Here is a 24,220-nt window from a genome sequence, read left to right as displayed (position 1 = left end):
GCGATGACCCTGTTCCTGCTCGCCTATCTCGGCGGTGTGCTGACGATCGTCAGCCCCTGCATCCTGCCTGTCCTGCCCTTCGTCTTCGCCCGTGCGGGCCAGCCCTTCCTGCGCAGCGGGCTGCCGATGCTCGTCGGCATGGCCGCGAGCTTCGCCGGCATCGCGACGCTGGCGGCCGTCGGCGGCAGCTGGGCCGTCGAAGCCAACCAATATGGCCGGCTGATCGCAATCGGCCTGCTCGCCATCTTCGGGCTCGCGCTGCTGTTCCCCTCCCTTTCGGACTGGGCGACACGCCCGCTGGTGGCGCTCGGCGGACGCCTCTCCGAGCAGGCGGAACAGGGCAAGGGCGCGGTCGCACCTTCGCTCCTGCTCGGCGTCGCAACCGGCCTGCTCTGGGCGCCCTGCGCCGGGCCGGTTCTCGGATTGATCCTGACCGGGGCTGCCCTGCAGGGGGCGAATGCCGGCACTTCGCTCCTGCTGCTCTCCTATGCCGCCGGAGCTGCAACCTCGCTCGCATTGGCGCTCCTGGTCGGCGGCCGGGTCTTTTCCGCCATGAAGCGCTCGCTGGGCGCCGGCGAGTGGCTGCGGCGGGGTATGGGTGTTGCGGTGCTGGCTGCGGTCGCGGCGATCGCGCTCGGGCTCGACACCGGCTTCCTGACACGCGTCTCGCTGGCGAGCACATCGGCGCTTGAGCAACGGCTGGTCGACCGGCTCCGGCCGGAAACAGAGGCGCCCGGACAGTCCCCGGTGGCCATGCAGGGCGGCCCCGCGATGACGGGCGCCAACCCCGCCATGATGGCCGCGAACCCGGCCATGACGGGCGGTAACGCCATGATGATGCAGGGCAAGCCTGCGCAGGCGAGTGACGAACTGCCCGTCGAGGGCGTGATGCCGGTGCTGGCGGGGGCGGTCGAATGGTTGAACTCGCCGCCGCTGACCAGTGAGCAGCTCAAGGGCAAGGTCGTCCTGATCGATTTCTGGACCTATTCCTGCATCAACTGCCTGCGGACGATCCCCTATGTCCGCGCCTGGGCCGAGAAGTACAAGGATCAGGGTCTGGTGGTGATCGGCGTGCATACGCCGGAATTCGCCTTCGAGAAGACCAGCGGCAACGTCAAGAAGGCGGTGAACGATCTTCAGATCGGCTACCCCGTCGCGATAGACAATGATTTTGCGATCTGGCGCGCCTTCAAGAACCGCTATTGGCCGGCGCATTATTTCATCGACGCGCAAGGCCGGGTCCGCCACCATCAGTTCGGCGAGGGTGACTACGACGCCTCCGAACGGGTGATCCAGACGCTGCTGGCCGAGGCGGGCGGGACCGGTACGCCGACAGAACTCGTTGCGGTCAAGGCCGTCGGCGCGGAAGCCGCGTCCGATGCCGGCAATGTCCGCTCGCCGGAGACCTATCTGGGGTATGAGCGGGCGGAAAACTTCGTCTCGCCCGGCGGCATCGTCCAGGACACGCACCAGGCCTATGCGCTGGGCCAGCCCCGGCTCAATGAATGGGGCCTGTCAGGCGGCTGGACGATCGGTGCCGAGCACGCAACGCTGGATGAGAAGGATGGCAGCATCGGCTTCCGCTTCCATGCGCGCGACCTGCATCTGGTTCTCGGTCCGGGAGCGGATGGCAAGCCGGTGCGCTTTCGCGTCACCATCGACGGCGCCCCGCCCGGCGACGACCATGGCATGGACAGCGATGCCGACGGCCAGGGGATTGTGAGCGAGCAGCGGCTCTACCAGCTCATACGCCAGAAGGGCGAGGTCGGCGATCGCCTGTTCGAGATCCGCTTCCTCGACCCCGGCGTACAGGCCTATGCCTTCACCTTCGGCTGAACAGGGAGATTGGACATGACACATCCACGCGCCAAGACCGCCGGATCGCCCGTCGCGCGCTACGGCCGGCCTGCCCTCGCCGCCCTGGCGCTGATCGGGCTCGTCGGCCTCGGCCTGCGGATTTCACCATCGGCCGCCGAGAATGCGCCCCGCGCGATTCCCGCCCTGTCGGCCGCTGAACCGGCCCCGCAAGCCACGTCCGAAGTCGCTGTCCTGGCCGGCGGCTGCTTCTGGGGCGTGCAAGGCGTCTTCCAGCATGTCGACGGTGTCAGCAATGCCGTCTCCGGCTATGCCGGCGGCGAGAAGGCGACCGCCCGCTACGAGCAGGTCGGCTCGGGCCGCACCGGCCATGCCGAAGCGGTCCAGATCACCTATGATCCGCGCAAGATCAGCTATGCGCGCATCCTGCAGGTCTATTTCTCGGCAGCGCATGATCCGACCGAGCTCAACCGCCAGGGTCCCGATATCGGCACGCAGTATCGCTCGGCGATCTTCCCGACCAATGCGGACCAGGCCCGGATCGCCAAGGCCTATATCGCCCAGCTCAACCAGGCGAGGGCCTTCAACGCGGCGATCGTGACCAAGATCGAGCCGGACCGGCCCTTCTACCCGGCCGAGGCCTATCATCAGGACTTCCTGACGAAGAACCCGAGCCACCCCTATATCGTGATCAACGACCTGCCGAAGATCGAAAGCCTGAAGCGCCTGTATCCCGCGCTCTATCGCCCGAACCCGGCGCTCGTCGCCAAGACCGGTCTCTCCAACTGAAGGAACGGACCAATCGGCCTGCCGGACAGATGCCTTTGACCCCCCGCCGACGATCAGGATCGCGGCCGCCCTGCTCACGGACCGACAGGACCGGCTGATCCTGGTGCGGAAGCGCAGCACCAGCGCCTTCATGCAGCCCGGAGGCAAGATCCAGCCCGACGAGACGCCGCTGGCGGCGCTGATACGCGAGCTGCACGAGGAACTCGGCCTTGTCGTCGCGCCGTCGTCGCCGCGCTATCTCGGCTGTTTCGCGGCGCCTGCAGCCCATGAGCAGGGTTTCACCGTCGAGGCGGAGCTGTTCAGCCTGTCCACGGATCGGACGCTCGCCCCCGCCGCGGAGATCGCGGAGCTGATCCGGTTCGATCCGGCTTGCGCGCCCCATCCCGAACTCGCCCCGCTGACGCGCGATGCCATCCTGCCGCTCCATCGGACACGCGCCGGTTCCTGACACGCCGTCTCCCGCGATCTCGGCGACAGGCGACGGCTCAGTGGGCGGCAGCTTCGGCGGCGAATTCTTCGGCGATCCAGGCGAGGAAGGCGCGCGCGGCCGGTGAAACGCCATGATCCCTGGCGGGGATGGCGGCAAGGCCATCGGCGAACGGAACAAACCCGCAAGGCGCAACCAGCCTGCCGGCCGCAAGGTCTTCCCCGACCATGCGCTGCTCGACAAGCGCCACGCCCAAGCCCGCCAGCGCGGCCTCGATGCAGAGATGCGTGTGCGGAAAGAAGAGCTCCGCCTCGTGGCTCGCCGTCAGGCCCGTATTGACCTGCCAGGTCTCCCAGGCGCTCGCGCTGTGCTCATGGGCAATCCGGGTCGAGCAGACCAGGCGCTCGCCGTCCCGCGTGATCGCATGCCCGGGAGCGCAGACGGGCCCGAAGGCGATATCGGTCAGGCGGATCGCCCTCTCCCGGTCGCGCGCGGGATAGGAGCGGCGATCCCAGACCAGCACCAGATCGGCGCCCTGGTGCCTGATCTCCTGCGCGGCGGTCATCGACAGGCGTAGCCGGATCTCGGGATGGCGACGGTAGAAGCCCTGCAGATGCGGCACGAGCCAGCGCATGGCGAAGGTGGCGCTGCAGGCCACATGCACGCTCGGCCCGCGCGCCTCCTCCAGCACGCGCAGCCAGCCCTGCTCGAGCGCATCGAGCGATCCGGCGACGACCTGCCGCAAGGCCTCGCCGCGTTCATTCAGCCGCAAGCCGGTCCCCGCCTTCTCGAAAAGCTCCACACCCGCATGATCCTGCAGGCTCCGAAGCTGGCGGCTGACCGCGCCATGGGTTCGGCCGAGCTCCTCGCCCGCACGCGTCACCGAGCCGAGACGCGCCGTCGCCTCAAAGGCCCTGAGGGCGGAAAGCGGCGGAAGCTTGCGCGGCATGACTGATGGTCCGTGAGTTTAGCTCACCATGATCGGATTTTAACTCGATAGCATGAGGGGCAGTGTACCTCTAGAAGAACCGCCATGGCCGGCCAGCTTTCAGTCGATCCCGTGTCTTCATGGGCGGGTCGAGGAAGGCAGGTGGCTGTGCATTGAGTTAACGGAACGCAGGCGATGCGCGGCGCAAGGCCCGCACGCATCTGCCAGCCCCTTTGACGCAACAGGGAGGTCTCGATGACGGTCGGTTCGGTGAATCCACGCCAAGCGGACGGCAGCGCCGGGGACGCGAATTACGGCGTCATCGGCGCGGGCTATACCGCGTATCGGCAGCCCGAGCCGGCAATTGCCGCCCAGATCGAGCAGGCCCTCGGCACCGCGCGGACCGTGCTGAATGTCGGAGCCGGCGCAGGCTCCTACGAACCGCGGGATCGCGACGTCACGGCCGTCGAGCCCTCGGCCTCGATGCGCGCCCAACGTCCCGCCGATCTCGCCCCTGCCATTGACGCGGTCGCCGAGGCGCTGCCTTTCCCGGACGGGCATTTCGACGCCAGCATGACGACCTTCTCCATCCATCAATGGAAGAACCTGGAGGCCGGGCTTGCCGATATGCGGCGCGTGACGCGCGGACGGGTCATCATCCTGAGCTGCGACCCCGATCTCGTGCAACGCTTCTGGCTGAACGATTACGCGCCCGAGGTTCTCGCCACCGAGGCCCGCCGCTACCCCGCGCTTGGCCGCATCCGCACATTGCTCGGCGGCCAGACGCGCGCCGACCCGGTCGCCATTCCCTTCGACTGCCGGGACGGTTTCAACGAGGCCTATTATGGGCGCCCGGAACGCCTGCTCGAGGCCGGTGCCCGGGCGGCGAATTCGGCCTGGAGCTTCGTCGGCGACCCGGCCCGCGCGGGCTATGTCGCACATCTCCAGCGCGCGCTCGAAGACGGCAGCTGGGACGCGCGTCACGGGGCGTTGCGCCGGCAAGCGGCCTTCGATGGTTCCTTGCGGCTGATCATCGCCGAACCGTAAGGCCGGCTGGACCTGCAGCTCAGCCGGCGGAGCTGATTGTCCCGCCATCGAGGCGGCACATCTCCTCGCCGGAAAAGGCACGCGAGCGCGTGAGGAAGCGCTGCTCCGTGCCGTTCTCCAGCGAGAACATTCCGCCCCGGCCGGGGACGACGTCGATGATCAGCTGGGTATGGCGCCAGAGGGCGAATTGCGAACCGCTGATATAGACCGGAACGCCGCCAACCTCGCCCAGCTTCACGTCATGGTCCGAGACGATGAAATCGCCCTGCGGATAGCACATCGGCGAGGAGCCATCGCAGCAGCCTCCCGACTGATGAAACAGAATGTCTCCGTGCTTGGCCTGCAGCCGCGCGATCAGGCGTAGCGCAGCCGGAGTGGCGGTGACCTGCTCGATAACCTGGACCTGCTCGATGACTGGGACCTGCCCGATGACGTGCTCGCTCATGCCGGAGCTCCCCGTGGCGTGGGACGACCAAAACCTGCCGTACGCCCAGGCTCAACGCCAGGCCATGCGGCTTGCGGGACATCCCGGCACGCCCGCAGCAACGTCTTCGCTGCGGGCGTGCCGGGCCTGTGCCCGTGGAGGGGCGGGCAAACGCCCGAAGAAGCCAGCTTCTTCGGGGAGAAGCTGAACATCTTCAGGAGAAGCCCCAGGGGCTTCAGAAGAAGCCGAGCTTCTTCGGGGAGTAGCTCACCAGCATGTTCTTGGTCTGCTGGTAATGGTCGAGCATCATCTTGTGGTTCTCGCGACCGATGCCGGACTGCTTGTAGCCGCCGAAGGCCGCATGTGCGGGATAGGCGTGGTAGCAATTGGTCCAGACCCGGCCCGCCTGGATCGCGCGGCCGAAGCGATAGGCGCGGTTGCCGTCACGGGTCCAGATGCCGGCGCCGAGGCCATAGAGCGTGTCATTGGCGATCGAGAGCGCCTCTTCGTCGTCCTTGAACGTCGTGACGGAGACGACCGGCCCAAAGATCTCCTCCTGGAAGACCCGCATCTTGTTGTGCCCCTTCAGGACGGTCGGCTTGACGTAATAGCCGCCCGCCAGGTCGCCCGGCAGTTCGTTCCTTGAGCCGCCGATCAACACCTCGGCGCCCTCCTGCCGGCCGATATCGAAATAGCTCAGGATCTTCTCGAGCTGCTCGGAGGAGGCCTGCGCCCCGATCATCGTCGCGCTATCCAGCGGGTCGCCCTGCTTGATCGCTTCGACGCGCTTCAGCGCCTTTTCCATGAAGCGGTCATAGATGCTCTCATGGACCAGGGCGCGGCTCGGACAGGTGCAGACTTCGCCCTGGTTGAGCGCGAACATGACGAAGCCTTCGATCGCCTTGTCGAAGAAATCGTCATCCTCGAGCGTCACATCCTTGAAGAAGATGTTCGGGGACTTGCCGCCCAGCTCCAGCGTCACCGGGATCAGGTTGTGACTGGCATATTGCATGATCAGGCGGCCGGTCGTGGTCTCGCCGGTGAAGGCGATCTTGGCGATGCGGTTGCTCGAGGCGAGCGGCTTGCCGGCCTCCAGGCCGAAGCCGTTGACGATGTTCAGGACGCCCGGCGGCAGGATGTCGGCGATCAGCTCGGCCAGGACGAGGATCGAGGCGGGCGTCTGTTCGGCCGGCTTGAGCACGACGCAATTGCCGGCGGCGAGCGCCGGCGCCAGCTTCCAGACTGCCATCAGGATCGGGAAGTTCCAGGGAATGATCTGGCCGACGACGCCGAGCGGCTCGTGGAAGTGATAGGCGACCGTATCATGGTCGATTTCGGAGATGCCGCCTTCCTGCGCGCGCACCGCGCCGGCGAAATAGCGGAAATGGTCGATCGCCAGCGGCATGTCCGCAGCGGTCGTCTCCCGGATCGGCTTGCCGTTGTCCCAGGTCTCGGCCAGCGCGAGAAGCGCGAGATTCTCCTCCATCACATCGGCGATCTTGTTGAGGAGCAGCGCCCGCTCGGCGGCGCTGGTGCGGCCCCAGGCACCCTTGGCGGCATGGGCGGCGTCGAGCGCCGCCTCGATGTCGTTCGCGTCGGAGCGCGCGACCTCGCAGAGCAGCCGGCCATTCACCGGAGAGGTGTTCTCGAAATAGCGCCCTGACTGGGGCTCGGCCCATTTGCCGTTGATGAAATTGCCATAGCGCGCCTTGAACGGCGTCGCGGTCGTGCGGTTGAATTCGGACTTGTTCATCTCATCCTCCATCGCAGCGCTGTGAGGCCGCGCCCTGGAGGGCAGGATCGGCCGCAATGCTTGGCGTTGTCAGGAGGCGTGCGGCGCTTTCAGATGCCCGACTGTCTCAGCTTTGCGACAGGTTTCGGAAGAGATTGCATGTTCGGCCACGCGTGCGCTCACCGGCCGCGCTGGAGCCCGAGCCTTGTCAGCTTCCGGTGCATGGTGGCGCGGCTGACCCCGAGCATGCGCGCCGCCGCCGAGACATTGCCATTGGCCCGCGCCAGAGCCCGCTGCACGACGCCGCGCTCGGCGGCGCTCAACGCCTCGGCAGGCCTTGCCTCGTCACCCGCCAGGAGATCGTCGGCGGGAAATGGGTGCGCGAGCCGCTCGTCGGTCAGTCCATAGGCCAGCCGCGCCGCCCGGCTCGCCCCGAAGACGAGATCCTCCTTGTCGACGGCCAGCAAACCGCCGCCGCCGCCGAAGCGGTCCTGGGCGACGACGATGCGTGCCTTGGGAAAAGCCATCCGGAAATGATGAGCCTCGATCCTGTGCGCCGCCTCGACCGTCGCGCTGGCGACGAGCTTCAGCATGGCCGGCGTCAGGTCGGCCCGGCAGGTCGAGACATCCAGCGTCGCGATCAGCCGCCCCTGCGCGTCCCAGATCGGGGCGACGCTGCAGCTCAGGCCGATATTGCGCGTCAGGAAATGCTGGTCGCGGTGGATCGTCAACGGACGCCCCTCCGCGAGGCAGGTTCCGACGCCGTTGGTGCCCTCGCTGGCCTCGCTCCAGACCATTCCGGTCCAGAGCCCGATATTGCGGAAATCGACATCGTCGCCGACGACGCCCCGTCGATCGAGCGGCACGCCCTCGCGATCGGTGAACAGCACGCAGCAGCCGGCATCGCCGACCGACTGGAAGAGCCGATCAAGGGTCGACTGCGCCACTCGGATCAGCGGATCCAGGCGTTCGAAGGCGGCATCGAATTCATGCTGGCTGAGCCGCCAGGGCGGCCGGGCGTGGTTGGGATCGAGCCCGTATTTGACCGCGGAACGCGACCAGGACGCCGCCACGGCCGATTGCGCCACTGCCGCAGCGTTGTTCAATGTCGAATATATCCGGTCAGCGTGCAGGCCTCGCGCAGTCTCGACCATGCTCGGCATCCATTTCCACCCGCTTCGCACCGTCATTGCCAGCCGAGGCGCGTCACTACCGGCAGCCATGCGATTTTCGGCATGTTCCGGCCGTTCCGGCACCGCTGTCAACCGTCCGATAGGCGGAGGTCAGGATAGGAAAGCGTTCTGGTAGGAATTGACGAAGCCGATCGTTATATTCCAACTTATATAATGAAAGATCGCGCCGAGGCCATTCTAACGGAGGCCGCCCCGGAGATAGCGGGCGCATCCGACTGATAATGTCCGTCCCTCGCTGCCTGCATTGCAGCGACAGATCGGCGGCCGGCCACATGCCCCTGCGGCCGGAGCCGGCTCTCAGTAACTGTGCTCCGCCCCCGGGAATTCCTGGCTCTTCACCGCGGCGACATAGGCCTCGACCGCCTGCTGGATCGAGCCCGCGCCGACCATGAAGTCCTTGGAAAAGCGTGGCCTCTTGCCGGGATAGACGCCGATCGCGTCGTGGAGGACGAGCACCTGGCCATTGCAGTTGACACCGGCGCCGATCCCGATCGTCAGCATGGCGTCGCTCGCCTCGCCAATCTCGGCGGCGAGCGTCGACGGCACCATTTCCAGCACGAGGAAGCGCGCACCCGCCTGCTCCAGCGCGGCGGCGTCGGCCTTGAGCTTGGTCGCAGCATCAGCCGATTTGCCCTGGACCCGGTAGCCGCCGAGCTGGTGCACCGATTGCGGCGTCAGCCCGAGATGGCCGCAGACCGGGACGCCGCGCTCGACGAGAAATCGAACGGTTTCGACGGCATAGTCGGAGCCTTCGAGCTTCACCATATGGGCGCCGGCAGCCATCAGCCTGGCGGCGTTGTGCATGGCTTGGGCAGGACCTTCCTGATACGAGCCGAACGGCATGTCGGCCATGATGAAGGCGCGCCTGGCGCCGCGCGCCACGCAGGCCGTGTGATAGACCATCTGCTCCATGGTCACGGGCAGGGTCGTGGCGTGCCCCTGCAGCACATTCCCCATGGAATCGCCGATGAGCAGGATCTCGACACCGCAGCTCTCGAGCAGGCTCGCGAAGCTCGAATCGTAGCAGGTCATCATCGCGACCTTCTCGCCCGCCGTTTTCATCCGGGCGAAATCGGCCAGCGTGAGGGCGCGGGCATCGGACAGATAGGCCATAGGCATGACTCCCGGCGAGACTGATCGCCGCGCAACCTATAGGGGCCGCGCTCGCAATTGCGAAGCGAGCGCCGGCCTCAGGTCCGGGTCACCCTGAATGGGCCAGTCCGGTCGTGCCGCGGCTGTAGAAGATGTGGCGGCCGATCACATCCATCTTCTTCAGCCTCTTCGCCCAGGAGGGCTGGACATAATCGGCGTGATAATGCGTGGAATCGCCGACCTCCACGAGATAGGTCCGGCCCTCGTAAACCTCACGTGCGATGCGCTGGGCCACCTGCCACTGCTCCGGCTCCTTGATGCGCAACGACTTGCCTTCGCAGGCGAAGGTGAACTGGCAGGCGAGCCTGCGGTGGCGGTTCTGATAGACGACGCCGCAGACGGACCCCGGATAATACCCGCTCTTGACCCGGTTGAGCACCACCTGGGCGACGGCGACGCGCCCGTCCTCCGCTTCGGAGCGCGCCTCGAAATAGATCGCCTCGGCGAGGCAGCGCTGCTCGCTCGCCAGCGTGTCGCCGTCGACGACGACCGGCACGCCGGTGAGAATGAGCTGCGTGGTCGCCAGGGTCGTGGCGGGCGGCTCGACAAAGGCCGCAAGCGAAAGCAACGCCAGTGGGGCGATGCGCTTCATGGGGATACTCCGGGGGTAAGGGTCAAGCCGTGCGTTCGCGGTCCGGATCCATCGTCGGCAGGATCAGCGGCCCTTGTGGCTTGGTCTGTTTGCTGGGTTTGGGCGCCGCGGCCTGACCGGAGACGAGCACATCAAGGCTCTCACGGAGGCTGTGGAGGCGGAAAAGAACTCGTTTTGCTGGAGCTTGTCCCGAAGCATGGCGAAGGCCCTGCGTAGCGCAGCGTCTCGATATGCCGAAGGCGACAAGGCTGTTTGACTAACGTGGGTTAACTGGCGTTACGGCCATTGCGATGAGGAGTGAGGCTGCGGGCAGAGCCGCATCAAGCGGCCTCGTGCCGAGGCGTTACCGCGCCGCTCAACGCGCGGGAGAACCACGGAACGGCGTCAGGCCTCAGGCTATTCATTGACGACTGATCTGTATTAGCGCGTCGTCCGGATACGCCGGCGCCGCGCCGGAACGCGACAGTGGAAATGACGACCACTTCGCAGGCGACAATCTTTCCCGTCGCCGACCGAGAGTGACGACCGTTACGCGAAGCAAAATTCTGTATCGCAAACATACAGTCTGCATCACCGTTGAGTTTAACATTCATGGCAAATCGGCCTCGACAACGTCGGCTCGGCGTACCCGAAAAATGTTGCTGACGGCTCTGCCTCTTTTTCCTAATTACCAAAGATTTTTTCTCTCCCGATTTGAGACTGCATTGTTCGCTGATCGAAGCGCTATGGACAGGGAGTTCGGCAACTTTGTGACCGTTCCTGCCGATAGGTGATTTAGACGCGCATCGCGCCGGGATCCCTCAGGAATATGCAAGCCGAATTTTGTAATCAATATTTTGGTAAATCGCAATTAATATTATTAACTTAATTTAATAAACATAAATCAATAAGATAATACTGACGCATATTAGCAGGCGCGCAGATTTTAGATTCAGCGCCTTTGCCTGCACTGACCCGAATCTTGCGAGGGAACAAACTTCCCGCCGACGATGGCATTGCGGCTATGAATCGCTTCTCCGGTGTTGACGATGATCGTTGTCGTCTGGATGGCTCCGCCAGAGGTCGGCTCAGCGAATGAGACAACAGCCTGCCCGGAGGCAATCGTGCCGAAATTCGGCCACAAGGTCGCCGAGCCCGCGCCGCCAATCAGGGAAGCGGAGCTTTTATCGGTATCCCAAACAAAGGTCAGGGCATTGCGAAAGCTAGGGAACCTACATTCCCAGGCAAAGGTCGCAGCGTGACCGGTCGAAGAAATCATGATCCCGACAGCGCTCAATGAGGCCAGACGCCGGCGAGATCTCATCCATAGGCTCCAATTCCGCAACAGGTTTGTTCTGGGCTTATTGGTTTGTCCTGGGCCTATTGCCTTCGAGGCGTGGCCGGTGCGCGCACGCAGACCGGACATCCCTGAAATACGTTGCTGGAGCATCCGACGCTTGTTAATTTCGGCCAAGATTTTGCTCGTCCCGGACATGAGCAGGGGAGTTCGGCGGCTTTGCCACGCGACCTGACCTCCCTGCCGACCACGCTAGCGGGCATCTCGCGCCTTGCCGTTGCGCGTCTTGCCGGCGCCGGCATACCGGCCGCGCCTCTCCTGAACGAGGTCGGCCTGACCGAGGACATGCTCGCCGATCACGATCAGAGAGTGCCCTCCCGGCGTCAGGTCGCATTCCTGGACCGGGCCGCGGCGGCACTGGGTGATGATTGCCTCGGCTTCACCCTGGCCCAGGAATTCGACCCCCGAGCCATGGGCTTGCTGTTCTACGTGATGGCATCCTCACAAACGCTCGGCGACGCAACGCAACGGATTGCGCGCTACAGCGCGATCACCAATGAAGCGCTGGTCTTCAGCATTGCCGAGGGAAGCGGGTTCACCGTCACGCTGAGCTATGCCGGCCTTCCCCGGCATTGCGATCGGCACCAGGCCGAGTTCTGCATTTTTGGAGCAATCAGGATCTGCCGCATCCTGACCGGCGCAAATCTCGTCCCACAACACGTCTCGATCGCGCATCACCGATCGGGCGACACCTCTGCGATGTCGCGGTTTGCCGGGACGAAGGTGGAGTTCGGCGCCGAGACCGATGCATTCGTTCTGCAGGCCGATGCGCGCGAACGCCATCTCGTGAATGCCGACCCTTATCTCAACGATCTCCTCCAGACCTATTGCGAGGCGGCGCTATCATCCCGCACGACCAATGCGAGCCCGCTTCGGGTGAGCGTCGAGAATGCGATTGCTCCGCTGCTGCCTCACGGCAAGGTTCGCGCCGAAGTCATCGCCCGCCAGCTTGGATTAAGCGAACGGACACTGGCGCGAAGGCTCGCCGAGGAGGGGCTGAGCTTTTCGGAGGTCCTGCGGCAACTGCGGCGTGATCTGGCTTTGCGCTATCTCAATGATGGCGACCACCATGTCTCCAAGGTCGCCTGGCTGCTGGGTTTCCACGAAGTCAGCGCGTTCTCGCATGCGTTCAAGCAATGGACCGGGCTGGCGCCGAGCCAGATGCGGCTGGGCGGCACCCCGAACGGATGAATGTCGCTTGGCCGACGCCAAGGCCGTTGGCGCAGTCGGCGCGGCCAGAGCGCATGCGACGCCCATCGGCCTGGGCGAAGAGCGGCGCCCCCTGCCCTCTCAGGCCGTCGGCCGCTCGGTGCCGGCGCGCAGCGTGGTGTCGACCAGGAGATTGCCGGTCGCACCCTGTTCCAGCGTGATGTCGACGCCATACACGTCCGACGCCGCCGGATGGGAGAGGACATCCCTGGGGCGGCCATCGGCGACGACGGTCTTGCGGTCGATCAGCAGGAAGCGATCCGCGCAGCGGCTGGCCAGTGCCAGATCGTGCAAGGCGACGAGCGTGACCTGGCCGCGCCGMCGCGTCGTCTCGCGGATGACATTGGTCACCTGCAACTGCCGGCGCAGGTCGAGCGCGCTTGTCGGCTCGTCGAGCAGGAGCACGCTGGGCGCGCGCACCAGGGCCTGGGCCACGGAGACGAGCTGCTGCTGGCCACCCGAAAGGTCCGACACCGGAACCTCCGAGAGATGGTCGATATGCAGCGTGCCGAGCGCCTCCTCCACCGCCCGCAGATCCTCGCGCGTGGCGCGGCCGCCATGGGCTTTCCGGGCGAGCAGCACATAATCGAAGACGCAGAGCGCAGCCCGCATCGCGACATGCTGCGACAGGAAGAAGATCGCATCATGCCGCTGCCGCGATGTCATTCCGGCAAGGTCGGCCCCGTCGAGCCGCATGGTGCCGGCGCGCGGGCGCAGCAGCCCGGCCACGAGGCGAAACAGCGTGGATTTTCCAACCCCGTTCGGCCCGACCACGGCGGTGACGGTGCCGCGCTCGAGCCCCAGAGCGCTGAGTCCGTCGAAGACGTCGCCGCGGCCACGATAGGCGAAACCGATCGACTCGATCGAAAGGCTCATTGCCAGCGCTCCCGGCGGATCGACATCACGAGGCTAAGGAAGAACGGCACGCCGACGAGGGCGGTGATGATGCCGATGGGATAGATGATCCCCGGGGTAATGCCCTTCGACAGCGTCGACGCGACGGACAGGATGAGGCCGCCGGCAATCGCCGCGACCGGCACGAAATAGCGCTGGTCCTCGCCGACCAGAAGCCGGGCGATATGCGGCCCCACCAGGCCGATGAAGCCGATCGTGCCGACGAAGGCGACGGCGGTCGAGGCCAGCAGCGAGATGCAGACCAGCATTTCGAGGCGCAGCCGCGCGACGCGCACGCCAAGGGCGGCGGCCCGCTCGTCGCCCATGGTGAGCGCGGTCAGCATCCAGCTGCGATGCAGGCAGAACGGCAGGATGACTCCAAGCAGGCCGGCGCAGATCCCGAGCTTCGTCCAGGTGGCGCGCGACAGGCTGCCCATCATCCAGAAGATGATCTGCTGCAGCTGGGTTTCGGACGAGTGGAACTGGATGAAGGCCAGAAGCGCATTGAAGGTGAAGAACAGCGCGATGCCGACGAGCACGAAGGTCTCGACGGTGACGCCGCGCAGCCGCGTGAACAGGAACAGGATCGCCGAGGTCGCGAGCGCGAACAGGAAGGCGTTCGCCGTCACCAGGAAGGCCCCCGCGAAAGGCACGAGCGAGACGCCGGTCGCGATGGCAAGCGCCGCACCGAAGCTCGCCGCCGACGAGATGCCGAGCGTGAACGGATCGGCGAGAGGATTGCCGAGGATAGTCTGCATCTGCGCCCCGGCAGTGCCCAGCATGGCACCGACGAGAATGGCCATCACCGCGACGGGCAGGCGCACATCCCAGACGATCACGTCGAGCTTCGGGCCCATCGATCCCGGTTCGAGGATGACGCGCGCCACATCCATCAAGGGGAAATTGCCGGGCCCCACCGAGACATCGACCACGAGCGCCAGCGTGAGCAGCGCAAGCGCCCCGACAGCGAGCAGGAGCTTGCGCAGCACCCGCCGCCGATAGCGCTCGCTGGCCGTATCGGCAGGCGGCTCGAAGGCCGGCATATCGGACAGGGCCATGGCGATCAGTTCATCTCGATCCAGAACTTGCCAGTCAGCTTGATCGGCAGGAAGCGGTCATGCAGTTCCTGGAAGGTCGCCCAGGCGTCGAGATCCTTGAACTCGTTGGGGTGCAGCCACTTGGCGAGCGCCTGGATGGCCACGAAGTGATACGGGCTCTGGTAGAACTGGTGATAGATCGCCATCACCTTCCTGTTCTTGACGGCCGTCAGCCCCGGAAATCCGGTCCGGGCGACGAGGCCCTTGAACTGCGCGGCGGCGCGTTCAGGCTGGGTCTCGTAGCCGAGCCAGACGGCGATATTGCCGGGGTTGCTGTTCGACCAGTTGGCGCCGGTCATCAGCAGGAATTGCGGATCATCGACGATGATCTTCTCCGGATTGACCATGCCGCCGGCACCGGAAAAATACTTCGATCCCCAGTTCATGCCGCCGGCTTCGGAGACGAATTCGCCGAAGTTGAAATTGCCGAAGGACTGGCAGCAGGCAGACGGGTTGAGGCCGGCAGCCTGCTCGGCAAAGACCAGCGGCCGCTGATCCTGCTTCAGCCGCGTCGTGACGTTGTAGACCCGCCGCATCTGCTGCGAATAATAGTCGATGAAGCTATTGGCCGCGTCCATGCGGTCGAAGACCCGGCCGAGCAGAAGCATGCTCGGCACGGTGTTCTGCGTCGGGCGCTCGCGGAAATCGATGAAGATCGTCGGAATGCCGGCCTTGGCCAGGTTGTCGACGACACCGGACTGCATCGCCTTGTCCAGGAAGCCGAGCGACAGGATGACGAGGTCCGCATCAAGCGTGATCGCCTTCTCCACGCTGAAATCGCTCGAGGCGAGCGCGCTCACCAATGTCACCGACTTGGCGGCAGGGACATCCGCCAGGTAGCGGTTCCAGGTGTCGGGGTCGAATTTCGGCAGATCGTCGCCGATGGCGGCGAGCCGCGCGAAGGGCTTGTCCTTGCCCATCAGCACGACCGTCGCGGAGAATAGCCGGCCCTCGCCGAGGATGGCCCGTTGCACGCCCTTCTTGACCTTGACGGTGCGGCCGGCAAGGTCGGTCACCTCGATCATGGTGTCGGCAGCCTGCGCGCTGCGGATGCCCGGTGCGGCAAGCAGGGCCAGGGCGGCCATGAGCGCCACGCGCCGGGTCAGCCAAGCAAACCAGCCCGGCACGGATTGTGAATGCCTGTCCATCATGATCCTCGCTCTATCGATTGCCGTTTGCGCATGGGGATGGCGCAGCGGTCCTGGCCCAGCCGCCAGTGTTCAACCGGCGGCCTCCCCTCGCCCGACCGACCATGATCGGCTCATGCTCCAGGAAGACGGTTCTGGTGCGGATCGGCTCAAGCAATCGCTGGTTATCGCGCGCGCCGAGATGCGCAGACCGGCTGAACAAGAAGATCTCATGATTCCGCAATACATGGGCTTGGCCGACGGGCGGTTCCAGTCACGCCGGATATTATTCCTGATCGATCGCGTGCTCAGAAGATCCACCGCATCTGTCCTCGTGCAGAATAGCGACCAGTTACAGACTGCGCGGCGATTTGTCACAATACTTCAATAACTTAGAAATACTCAAATCTATAACTAGAATATTCTTAAACTAAACGCTTGGCGAGATGGGCCGGCGCCCGACCTGACGGGGATGGGCGGACCTGACGATTGCGCTGAACGAGATTGCCATTGCTGGTCTCAGCCGGCCCGGGTGACCGCCGCAGCGGCGGCAGAATGCCCTCCCGCCTGCCGCCAGCCACAACCTCAGGCGCAGAAAACGGAATTCTTCTACCTAAGGTTTAGCAAGACAGGTTTGTCGACCCGATTGAATCGAGATTGTTCTCATTTTGAGAGGATTTACAAAGAGCGTTGACTACGCAACCATCCGGTCAGGCTTGGGGGTAGAGTGCAGAGGTCAGCCATGCCGGACCTTTCGGTTGCGATCGTCGATGATCACCCCATGCTGATGGAGGGGATCGCCGTGCTGCTGAAACGCTGGGGCGGTTTCATGCTCGCCGCGACGGGGACTGTCGCAGATCACATCGTGCCGATCGCCAGAACGCATCGCCCGGATGAGATGATCGTCGATCTCAGCATGGCGGGGGATGTCTTCCAGGCGATTGCGGACGCGTTGAAGATCGCTCCTGAGACGAAGATCGTGGTGTTCACCGCCTCGGCCAGCACGGAAGACGCGATCAGGGCGCTGGATGCCGGGGCCAAGGGCTATGTCCTGAAAGGCAGTCCCGGAGAAGACCTCTTCCAGGCTCTTCAGGCGGCACAGCGAGGCGATGTCTATGTCACGCCCTCCTTCGCGACCAAGCTGATCTGTGCGTTGAAAGAAAAGACCCTCGAAAGACAGAAGGCGGTCAGCAACAGGCTCAGCGTCCGGGAGCAGCAGATCGTCAATCTGCTGCTGCTCGGCAAGATGAACAACGAAATCGCCCGCGAGCTGTCGCTCAGCGCCAAGACCGTCAAGGGTTACATGACCAATCTGATGGCCAAGCTGAACGCGCGCAACCGCCTCGAGGTGGTGCTCGCCGCGCAAAGGCTGACTGCGGGAGCGAACACCCCTGCCGTGATCAGGCGCCCGTGAACGACGACCGGCCCTGCCGGGCCCGTTGAGAGGGCCGCAGTCGCTAGGCTCCAGACGCTAGCCGGGCTCAAGGCAGCCAGAGCCGGGGAGGCTCGGCATGACGGTCGCGGACACTCTTACGCCCGGCATTCCGGTCCAACTGGCTTCCAGGGCGATCCTGCAGCACCGGGTCATCGGCAGGGCGACACGCTGCGGCATCGCGGCGGCTTGCCTGTGCTGCCTCCTTGTCATCCTCGTCTGCAATCCTGCCCGCGCTGCCGAATCCGACTTTCTCGAGCGTTTTCGCGGCGACTGGTCCGGCTCCGGCAAGGTCCAGCGCGACGGCGGCAGCCAGCCGCGGCACGTGACCTGTTCGATCATGGGGCGGCCCACCGAAAATCGGATCAGCGCGCAAGGCAGCTGCCGCGCCTATCTGATCTTCGTGCGCCCGGTCGCGATCGATGTCACTTATGATCCGCGCTCCGGCACCTATCACGGCACCTATACCGGCGCCCGGATCGGCCCCGCCCGGCTCAGCGGCACGCGCAGCGGCGACACCCTGAACCTTCGCATCGAGTGGCCGCGCCCGGTCAATGGCGACACGCAGGCCGCGATGGTCATCCAGAATGACGGCCGCGGCATCCTGCGGATGACCGTCGCGGATAACCTCACGCCCGGCGGCCCGATCCTGCAGACCTCCGAGATCATCCTGGTGCGTCAATAGGCGGGACCTGATCGGAACCGCCCTCGCCCACTCCGGAGAGATGATGCCCTGGCGGGGACCTGCGTCCTGGCTGAAGCACGCCCTCGAATTCGCGTGCCGTTGGACGATTCGCGCCCAATGGTAATCTCGGGGTTGCGATTGGCGTGAACCGGCCTCACTCTAAGGCATGAGCAGTATCGTCTCACGAACCGGCATGGCCATGCATGCGTGAAGAGCGACCCGACCGCCGGCGGAACCGCGCGCCAGGCTACCCGAACCGGCGCTCCGTGATGCTGAGCTCGGAGGCGGACTATATTCGCGCCTGCGCCAGGGCGCGTGATCTCCACGCCGCCGCCCACCATCCGATGGCCGAGCTGGAGCTTGAGAACCTGGCTCTCGCGATCCTGACCTGGGAACTCAAAAGCAGCGGGCCGGACGGAACCTGAGGCCGGCCAGACCGACGAAGCGGCGCCGGGCCCGGGGTCGCGCCGCTTCCCCTGCCCGCGCCGGCCGTGCCCCTATGCCGTGAGGCTATCCGCCCAGGCGGCGACCTTGTTCGACAGCGTCCTCAGATGGTCGTCGATGGAATAGCCCGAGACCGCCTTGCGCGGCTTCAGGTCGTGATCGCCATCGTCGAGCCAGAGGATCTCGATGGCGCTGGAGAGCGTGTAAGCCGACACCTCCTCGCGCGTTCCGAACAGGTCCCTCGTCCCCTGGGCGATCAGCGTCGGCGTCTTCATGGTCTCGAGATGCGCCGTGCGCAGCTGCTCGGGCTTGCCGATCGGGTGGAAGGGATAGCCAAGGCAGAGCAGGCCGGCGATCCGGCCGGATGCGTGCCACTCGTCGGCCAGCATGCTGGCGACACGTCCACCCATCGATTTGCCGCCGATGATGAGCGGTCCCTTGCAATCAAGCGCGCCGATGGCGGCGGCATATTCCGAGATCAGGGTTTCGGCGCGCGGCGGTGGCTTTCGACCAGCTGATGTCCGCCGACCTTCCATGTAACCGAACTCGAACCGGGCCACGCGAAGACCGGCCGCAGCCAGAGCGCCGGCGTTGGCCGTCATCGAAGCGGAATCCATCGGAGCCCCCGCGCCATGCGCCAGGAGGATCGTTGTCCTCGCCTCAGCCGGGCCATCCATCAGAAATGCCACCATCGCCGCCTTCGCCTTGCCGGAGCTGTCGGCTTCTCGCCGCCGGCCAATCTTCGGGTCGGCCGAGATTAAGCGGAAGCCGCCGCAATCAACAGCGTCGCCAGATCGCGCTCGTCAAGTCCGGGCCGATGAATGCCTCCAGGAGCATGTCAGGCTTCGACCCGCTGGCGATAATGATCCAGAACGGCCGCGACGCCCTCGGCCGACACCGCACCAGCCAGTCCTTCGGCCGCGCCTTCCGCGGCAGGTCTCGCCCGTCGCATCATCGCGGCTTCGTAAGCGGCAACCGCGCCCCATCCATCGCCGCTCGTCAGCGCGTCTGCCAGGTCGACGGCATCGGCGAGCGCCAGATTCACGCCCTCGCCGCCGAAGGGCGACATCAGATGGGCTGCGTCCCCAAGCAAGGTCAGCCCCACCCGGCTTTGCCAGGAATGATCGATCGGCAGCGCATAGAGCGGGCGGACGGCGATAAGCTCGCCACTGTCGATGAGATGGACGAGGGACGGCGCCCAACCTGCGAAACGATCGCGCAGCATTGCCCGGATGCGATCGTCGCCGAGCGACATCCAACCGCGCGCCTCCGCCTCAGGAAGACGCAGACCCGCGTAGCCGCGGATATGGCGGTGTCCATTGCGTTGCGCGATCAGCACCCGATTGTCGCCGACGGCGAACATCTTGCCGCTCCCGACCAACCCGTCGACGTCGGGATGGCGTTCGGCAGCGAAGCCGAACTCGACCAGCGTTACCCCCTCGTAGAGCGGCCGGGCATCGGAGAGCAGGGCGCGGACACGCGACCATGCCCCATCCGCACCGATGACGATATCGAAGCGTTCCGAGATTCCGTCGACGACGACATCAAACCCGCCCGCCTCGATCGGTGTCACGGCATCGACCTTGCTCGCCCAACGCAGCGTCATGGGCGCAAGCGAGCCGAGCAGGATCTGGCGCAAGGCGGTCCGGTCGACCTCCGGTCGATTGTCTCCGGCACCGTCGCGGTCGAACAACAGCGTGCCGTTCTGGTCATAGAGCCGGTCGCCCTGATCCTCGGGCCGCGCCACGGCGCGAAACTCGGCTTCGAGCCCAGCCCGGGCGATAGCCTGCTGGCCGGTCTCGGCGTGGAGATCGAGCGAGCCACCCTGTGGCCGGTCACCGGCATGGCGATCCCGCTCGAAGACTGTCGGCTGAAGCCCGCGCAACAGAAGGAGCCGGGCGAGCATCAACCCGCCGGGGCCGCCGCCGATGATCGCGATTTTCGGTCTGGTTGTCATGACAGGATCCTCAATATACATAGGAGCCTATATAACAACATAGGAGCCTATGCAATGACATCCGAGGACTGGGACCCGATGGCCTATCCCGGCCATTATTTCAGCCGGATCGCGCGCGGCCTGGCCCGGATCGGTGATCTACGCCTCGGAAAGATCGGTTTCGCCACCGCTCAGCTTCCGGTGCTGGCCGCCCTGAAAGACGGGGACGGTCGATCGCAAACCGAGCTCGCGCGCTGGGCAAGGGTCGAACAGCCGACAATGGCGCAGCTTCTCGCGCGCATGGAGCGTGACGGCATCATCCGGCGGGAGCCCGATCCGGCCGATCGCCGCAGCAGCCTGATCTCGCTGACGCAGGAGGCACGCGACCGCCTGCCGGCGGGACGGGCGATCCTTCAGCAGAGCAATGAAGAGATGACGCGTGGTCTCTCGGCTGAAGACCTGCAGACGCTGATCGCATTACTCCGTCGCGTGCTCGGGAATCTCGAGGCGATGGAGCGATAGCGCCGGGCGGTCGATCACATGGTCATTCCACGCCCTCCGCTCCGGCCGCCTGGTGGGCGCCGGTTGCGTCGCGCATGCCCTGGCGCAGGGCCTGGACGCGGCTGTTGAGCTCGATCATCTCGGGCACGGCGAAGCCGGAATGGCGCAAGAGCGCATCGGTCAGGCACCCTGTCTTGGGATGCAGGCTCCTGCCCTTCTCCGTGAGATGGACCTCGACCAGACGCTCGTCGATGGTGCTGCGCCGACGGGCGAGAAAGCCCGCCGCCTCGAGCCGCTTGACCGCGGGCGTGATCGTGCTCGGCTCGAGCGCGAGGCGCTCGCCGATCGCCCCGATCGTCAGGCCGTCCCGCTCCCAGAGCGCGCTCAGCACGAGATATTGCGTATAGGTCACGCCGAGCGCGTCCAGCATCGGCTTGTAGACGCGCTGGATCGCCAGCGAGGCGGAATAGATCGAGAAACAGAGCTGGCCGTCGAGCGGCAGCGTCGGGGCATCGGTCATCGGCATCCTCCAGGGGCCTCGCGGGCCCAGATCTCGAAAAACAATATCGCGATAAAGAAATCGCTTTACAAGGCCGCGGGGCCTCTGTATCGAGTTACATATCGCGATAATGATTATCGCAGAAACAGGAAGGAGCCACCGTCATGACCAAGTCCCTGATCGCTGCCGCCGCCCTCTCCGCTACCGTTGCCCTCTCCGCCGTCGTCGCCGGCACCGCCGCCGAGGCCGCCCCTGCCGTCAGGAACGTCGTCCTCGTCCATGGCGGCTTCGTCGACGGCTCGGGCTGGCAGGGCGTCTACAATATCCTCCGGAAAAAGGGCTACAGCGTCACCATCGTCCAGAACCCGACGACCTCGCTGGCCGACGATGTCGCCTTCACCAAGCGGGCGATCGCCCAGCAGGATGGCCCGGTCATCCTGGTCGGCCATTCCTATGGCGGCGTCGTCGTCAGCGAGGCCGGCACCGATCCGAAGGTCAAGGCGGTCGTCTACATCGCCGCCTTCGCGCCGGATCAGGGCGAGTCGGTCTCCTCGCTGATCGCCAACCCGCCTCCCGGCGCATCAGTCCCGCCGATCCTGCCGCCCGTCGACGGCTTCCTCGCCCTCGACAAGGCTAGGTTCGCCGCCGCCTTCGCCGCCGATGTCGATGCCGACACCGCCGCCCTGATGGCGGATTCGCAGGTGCCCTGGGGCGTCGCGGCGCTGGCCGGCGCGGTCACCAATCCGGCCTGGAAGATGAAGCCGAGCTTCTATCTCGTCGCCAGCGACGACCACATGATCCCGCCCCCGGCCCAGCACCAGATGGCCAAGCGCGCCGGATCAACCGTCGTCGAGACCAAGGGCAGCCATGCCGTCTATGTCTCGAAGCCGGCCGTCGTCGCCGAGATCATCGAGAAAGCCGCCAACGCGAAGTGACCGGACCAGGACGGTCGAGCCGATCCATCACCGTCGCCATCGATCTTCAGGGCGGGCCCAGAGCGGGCCCGCCCTTCCCGCTTTGGCTGTGCGTCAGGCGAGTTTCGTTTCGTTGCGTGCGCAAGGCGCCCCTCGAAGCGATTGATCCGCCTTGGCGCCGCCAGTATCCTTCTTGTCGACAAGAGGATCTGCCGATGAAGACGACGAAACAATCTGCCGCCGCTCCCGAGCGCAAGCGCGGCTCGGGCGTGAAGGTCGTCTATGATCTGCTGCGGGACGAGATCCTCGACCTCGTGCTGCCGCCGGGCAGCCCGATCGACGAAGTCCAGCTCGCCGAGCGATTCAAGATGTCGCGCACGCCCATTCGCGAGGCGCTGGTGCGGCTGGCGGGCGAAGGGCTGATCGACACGCTGCCCAACCGCTCGACGATGGTGTCGAACCTCGATTTCCTCAACATGTCGCCGTTCTTCGACGCCCTCGTGCTGATGTACCGGGTGACGACGCAGCTCGCGGCACAGCATCATCGCCCGCAGGATCTGGTCACCATCCGCGCCCGGCAGAAGGAATTCGCCGCCGCCGTGCAGGCGCAGGACGCGCTGGCGATGATCGCGACGAACGCGGCGTTTCATTCCGCCATCGCCGAGGCCGGCCGCAACCCGTATTTCAACAGCCTGTTCAGCCGCCTGCTCGATGAAGGGCGGCGCTTCCTCAGGCTCTACTATCAGTCCTACGAGGACCGGCTGCCGCAGCGTTTCGTCGAGGAGCATGAAGCGATGATCGCCGCGATCATCGCCCGGGACGTCGTCGCAGCAGAGCGCCTCGGCAAGGCCCACGCCGATCAGATCGTCCAGCAAATCCAGAAGCTTATGGTCGGCGACGAGCGCCTGGAGATTGCCCTTTAGGACGCTCGCCTAATTCTTGTCGACAAATAATATGCAAACAGATATATCAGGACGCAGAGACGAGCATCGTCGCCCTTGCGGCGCTGCGAACTCCACCATTCGGCAAGCCAGAAGGAGATCGACATGAAGGCCAAGATTTTCTCCGGTGTGATCCCCGCGCTGATGACCCCGTGCAAGGCGGATCGAACCCCCGACTTCGATGCCCTGGTGCGCAAGGGCAAGGAGCTGATCGCTGAAGGCATGTCGGCGGTGGTCTATTGCGGCTCGATGGGAGATTGGCCGCTGCTGACCGATGCCCAGCGCATGGAAGGCGTCGAGCGCCTGGTGAAGGCCGGCATTCCGGTGATCGTCGGCACCGGCGCGGTCAACACCGCTTTAGCGGTGGCTCACGCGGCCCATGCGCAGAAGGTCGGCGCCCAGGGCTTGATGGTGATCCCGCGCGTCTTGTCCCGCGGCACCGTCCTCCTCGCCCAGAAGGCGCATTTCAAGGCGATCCTCTCGGCTGCGCCGGATCTGCCGGCGGTGATCTATAACAGCCCCTATTATGGCTTCGCGACGCGGGCCGACCTGTTCTTCGCCCTGCGCGCCGAGCACAAGAACCTCGTCGGCTTCAAGGAATTCGGCGGTCCCGCCGACATGCGCTACGCCGCCGAGACCATCACCAGCGGCGACGATGACGTTTCGCTGATGATCGGCGTCGATACCGCCGTCGTCCATGGCTATGTGAATTGCGGCGCGACGGGCGCGATCACCGGCATCGGCAATGTGCTGCCGAAAGAAGTGATCCATCTCTGCAAGCTCTCCCAGGCGGCGGCGGCCGGCGATGCCGAGGCGCGCCAGCGCGCACTGGAGCTCGAACAGGCTCTCGGCGTGCTCTCGTCCTTCGACGAGGGTCCCGATCTCGTGCTCTATTTCAAGCATATGATGGTGCTGAAGGGGGCCAAGGAATACACCCTGCACTTCAACGAGACGGATGCCTTGACCGCGAGCCAGCGCGGCTATGCCGAGGCGCAGCTCGCGCTCTTCGACAGCTGGTATGCGGCCTGGAACACGCTTCCCGGCGCCGTCCAGAAATATGCCGCCTGAGGGCGGGTTTAAGGTCGGGCGTGGCGGCGGAGCTTTCC

The 24,220-nt window shown here is 65.3% G+C and carries 24 protein-coding genes and 2 pseudogenes; 13 read left to right on the top strand and 13 right to left on the bottom strand.

The genetic code is table 11. The features are described 5' to 3' along the window. Window positions 1-3: 3 nt before the first annotated feature. From AC1DW9_RS09035 to AC1DW9_RS09025, 3 genes are read left to right on the top strand one after another with little or no spacing between them, the layout of a single operon-like run. Window positions 4-1,836: a cytochrome c biogenesis protein DipZ gene (locus AC1DW9_RS09035; protein ID WP_476775747.1), complete on the top strand. Its 1,833-nt coding sequence runs from the start codon at window positions 4-6 to the stop codon at window positions 1,834-1,836. Window positions 1,837-1,851: 15 nt separating this feature from the next. Next, window positions 1,852-2,604, top strand: coding sequence for a peptide-methionine (S)-S-oxide reductase MsrA (msrA, locus tag AC1DW9_RS09030; protein ID WP_476775746.1), 753 nt, complete (start codon window positions 1,852-1,854; stop codon window positions 2,602-2,604). 52 nt (window positions 2,605-2,656) lie between these two features. Continuing rightward, a complete protein-coding gene (locus AC1DW9_RS09025; protein ID WP_476775862.1) occupies window positions 2,657-3,052 on the top strand; it encodes an NUDIX hydrolase in 396 nt (131 codons plus the stop codon). Window positions 3,053-3,089: 37 nt separating this feature from the next. On the opposite strand, the gene AC1DW9_RS09020 is transcribed toward AC1DW9_RS09025, so the two are convergent. Next, complete coding sequence (locus tag AC1DW9_RS09020; RefSeq protein WP_476775745.1) at window positions 3,090-3,980, bottom strand: LysR substrate-binding domain-containing protein; 891 nt, start codon at window positions 3,978-3,980, stop codon at window positions 3,090-3,092. Window positions 3,981-4,214: 234 nt separating this feature from the next. Between AC1DW9_RS09020 and AC1DW9_RS09015 the strand changes: the two genes are divergently transcribed. Beyond that, window positions 4,215-5,006 carry a class I SAM-dependent methyltransferase gene (locus AC1DW9_RS09015; protein ID WP_476775744.1) on the top strand — a complete coding sequence of 264 codons (792 nt, stop codon included), beginning with the start codon at window positions 4,215-4,217 and terminating at the stop codon, window positions 5,004-5,006. A gap of 19 nt (window positions 5,007-5,025) precedes the next feature. Here AC1DW9_RS09015 and AC1DW9_RS09010 read toward each other — a convergent pair whose 3' ends face one another. From AC1DW9_RS09010 to AC1DW9_RS08985, 6 genes and pseudogenes are all read right to left on the bottom strand, one after another. After that, window positions 5,026-5,451 carry a DUF779 domain-containing protein gene (locus tag AC1DW9_RS09010; protein ID WP_476775743.1) on the bottom strand — a complete coding sequence of 142 codons (426 nt, stop codon included), beginning with the start codon at window positions 5,449-5,451 and terminating at the stop codon, window positions 5,026-5,028. 214 nt (window positions 5,452-5,665) lie between these two features. Continuing rightward, window positions 5,666-7,183 (bottom strand): aldehyde dehydrogenase, encoded by a 1,518-nt coding sequence (adh, locus tag AC1DW9_RS09005; protein WP_476775742.1) that lies wholly within the window; start codon window positions 7,181-7,183, stop codon window positions 5,666-5,668. A 158-nt stretch (window positions 7,184-7,341) separates the two neighbouring features. Beyond that, window positions 7,342-8,316 carry a GAF domain-containing protein gene (locus AC1DW9_RS09000; protein WP_476775741.1) on the bottom strand — a complete coding sequence of 325 codons (975 nt, stop codon included), beginning with the start codon at window positions 8,314-8,316 and terminating at the stop codon, window positions 7,342-7,344. Between the two features lie 336 nt (window positions 8,317-8,652). Further along, complete coding sequence (panB, locus tag AC1DW9_RS08995) at window positions 8,653-9,468, bottom strand: 3-methyl-2-oxobutanoate hydroxymethyltransferase (RefSeq protein WP_441504697.1); 816 nt, start codon at window positions 9,466-9,468, stop codon at window positions 8,653-8,655. Window positions 9,469-9,556: 88 nt separating this feature from the next. Next, window positions 9,557-9,970 (bottom strand): annotated as a pseudogene (locus AC1DW9_RS08990) (cell wall hydrolase); the annotation flags it as partial. A 1,060-nt stretch (window positions 9,971-11,030) separates the two neighbouring features. Then, window positions 11,031-11,552, bottom strand: coding sequence for a hypothetical protein (locus AC1DW9_RS08985; RefSeq protein ID WP_441504698.1), 522 nt, complete (start codon window positions 11,550-11,552; stop codon window positions 11,031-11,033). Window positions 11,553-11,594: 42 nt separating this feature from the next. Between AC1DW9_RS08985 and AC1DW9_RS08980 the strand changes: the two genes are divergently transcribed. After that, window positions 11,595-12,626 carry an AraC family transcriptional regulator gene (locus AC1DW9_RS08980; protein WP_441504699.1) on the top strand — a complete coding sequence of 344 codons (1,032 nt, stop codon included), beginning with the start codon at window positions 11,595-11,597 and terminating at the stop codon, window positions 12,624-12,626. A 99-nt stretch (window positions 12,627-12,725) separates the two neighbouring features. On the opposite strand, the pseudogene AC1DW9_RS08975 reads toward AC1DW9_RS08980, so the two are convergent. The 3 genes and pseudogenes from AC1DW9_RS08975 to AC1DW9_RS08965 form a co-directional block, all read right to left on the bottom strand. Beyond that, window positions 12,726-13,433: pseudogene (locus AC1DW9_RS08975) on the bottom strand (ABC transporter ATP-binding protein); the annotation flags it as partial. Between the two features lie 83 nt (window positions 13,434-13,516). Then, entirely contained in the window at window positions 13,517-14,590 is a 1,074-nt protein-coding gene (locus tag AC1DW9_RS08970; protein WP_476775861.1) for a FecCD family ABC transporter permease, read from the bottom strand. Between the two features lie 11 nt (window positions 14,591-14,601). After that, the gene (locus tag AC1DW9_RS08965; RefSeq protein WP_476775740.1) at window positions 14,602-15,783 is read right to left on the bottom strand and encodes an ABC transporter substrate-binding protein; all 1,182 of its coding nucleotides are present in this window, start codon (window positions 15,781-15,783) and stop codon (window positions 14,602-14,604) included. A gap of 115 nt (window positions 15,784-15,898) precedes the next feature. Here AC1DW9_RS08965 and AC1DW9_RS08960 point away from each other — a divergent pair, with 115 nt between their 5' ends. The 4 genes from AC1DW9_RS08960 (at window position 15,899) to AC1DW9_RS08945 (ending at window position 18,304) form a co-directional block, all read left to right on the top strand. Continuing rightward, entirely contained in the window at window positions 15,899-16,153 is a 255-nt protein-coding gene (locus tag AC1DW9_RS08960) for a hypothetical protein (RefSeq protein ID WP_476775739.1), read from the top strand. 351 nt (window positions 16,154-16,504) lie between these two features. Further along, window positions 16,505-17,176: a LuxR C-terminal-related transcriptional regulator gene (locus AC1DW9_RS08955; RefSeq protein ID WP_441504704.1), complete on the top strand. Its 672-nt coding sequence runs from the start codon at window positions 16,505-16,507 to the stop codon at window positions 17,174-17,176. A 97-nt stretch (window positions 17,177-17,273) separates the two neighbouring features. Beyond that, window positions 17,274-17,879 (top strand): hypothetical protein, encoded by a 606-nt coding sequence (locus tag AC1DW9_RS08950; RefSeq protein ID WP_441504705.1) that lies wholly within the window; start codon window positions 17,274-17,276, stop codon window positions 17,877-17,879. A 203-nt stretch (window positions 17,880-18,082) separates the two neighbouring features. Then, a complete protein-coding gene (locus AC1DW9_RS08945) occupies window positions 18,083-18,304 on the top strand; it encodes a hypothetical protein (RefSeq protein WP_069876938.1) in 222 nt (73 codons plus the stop codon). A 72-nt stretch (window positions 18,305-18,376) separates the two neighbouring features. Here AC1DW9_RS08945 and AC1DW9_RS08940 read toward each other — a convergent pair whose 3' ends face one another. Then, window positions 18,377-19,015 carry an alpha/beta hydrolase family protein gene (locus tag AC1DW9_RS08940; RefSeq protein ID WP_476775738.1) on the bottom strand — a complete coding sequence of 213 codons (639 nt, stop codon included), beginning with the start codon at window positions 19,013-19,015 and terminating at the stop codon, window positions 18,377-18,379. A 146-nt stretch (window positions 19,016-19,161) separates the two neighbouring features. Beyond that, the gene (locus AC1DW9_RS08935; RefSeq protein ID WP_476775737.1) at window positions 19,162-20,280 is read right to left on the bottom strand and encodes an FAD-dependent oxidoreductase; all 1,119 of its coding nucleotides are present in this window, start codon (window positions 20,278-20,280) and stop codon (window positions 19,162-19,164) included. A gap of 54 nt (window positions 20,281-20,334) precedes the next feature. On the opposite strand from AC1DW9_RS08935, the gene AC1DW9_RS08930 reads away from it, so the two are divergent. Next, the gene (locus tag AC1DW9_RS08930) at window positions 20,335-20,781 is read left to right on the top strand and encodes a MarR family winged helix-turn-helix transcriptional regulator (RefSeq protein WP_441504708.1); all 447 of its coding nucleotides are present in this window, start codon (window positions 20,335-20,337) and stop codon (window positions 20,779-20,781) included. A gap of 22 nt (window positions 20,782-20,803) precedes the next feature. On the opposite strand, the gene AC1DW9_RS08925 is transcribed toward AC1DW9_RS08930, so the two are convergent. After that, window positions 20,804-21,280 (bottom strand): MarR family winged helix-turn-helix transcriptional regulator, encoded by a 477-nt coding sequence (locus tag AC1DW9_RS08925; protein ID WP_441504709.1) that lies wholly within the window; start codon window positions 21,278-21,280, stop codon window positions 20,804-20,806. Between the two features lie 143 nt (window positions 21,281-21,423). Here AC1DW9_RS08925 and AC1DW9_RS08920 point away from each other — a divergent pair, with 143 nt between their 5' ends. The 3 genes from AC1DW9_RS08920 (at window position 21,424) to AC1DW9_RS08910 (ending at window position 24,182) form a co-directional block, all read left to right on the top strand. Beyond that, entirely contained in the window at window positions 21,424-22,194 is a 771-nt protein-coding gene (locus tag AC1DW9_RS08920; protein ID WP_441504710.1) for an alpha/beta hydrolase, read from the top strand. 194 nt (window positions 22,195-22,388) lie between these two features. Further along, window positions 22,389-23,096 carry a GntR family transcriptional regulator gene (locus AC1DW9_RS08915; RefSeq protein ID WP_441488635.1) on the top strand — a complete coding sequence of 236 codons (708 nt, stop codon included), beginning with the start codon at window positions 22,389-22,391 and terminating at the stop codon, window positions 23,094-23,096. Between the two features lie 123 nt (window positions 23,097-23,219). After that, window positions 23,220-24,182, top strand: a complete 963-nt coding sequence (locus AC1DW9_RS08910; RefSeq protein ID WP_441488636.1) for a dihydrodipicolinate synthase family protein — start codon at window positions 23,220-23,222, stop codon at window positions 24,180-24,182. Window positions 24,183-24,220: the final 38 nt, after the last annotated feature.

This window comes from Allobosea sp. P4_E12, from assembly GCF_056401655.1.
The sequence above is the reverse complement of the archived record's forward strand: the minus strand, read 5'-3'. Positions and strand labels throughout refer to the sequence as shown.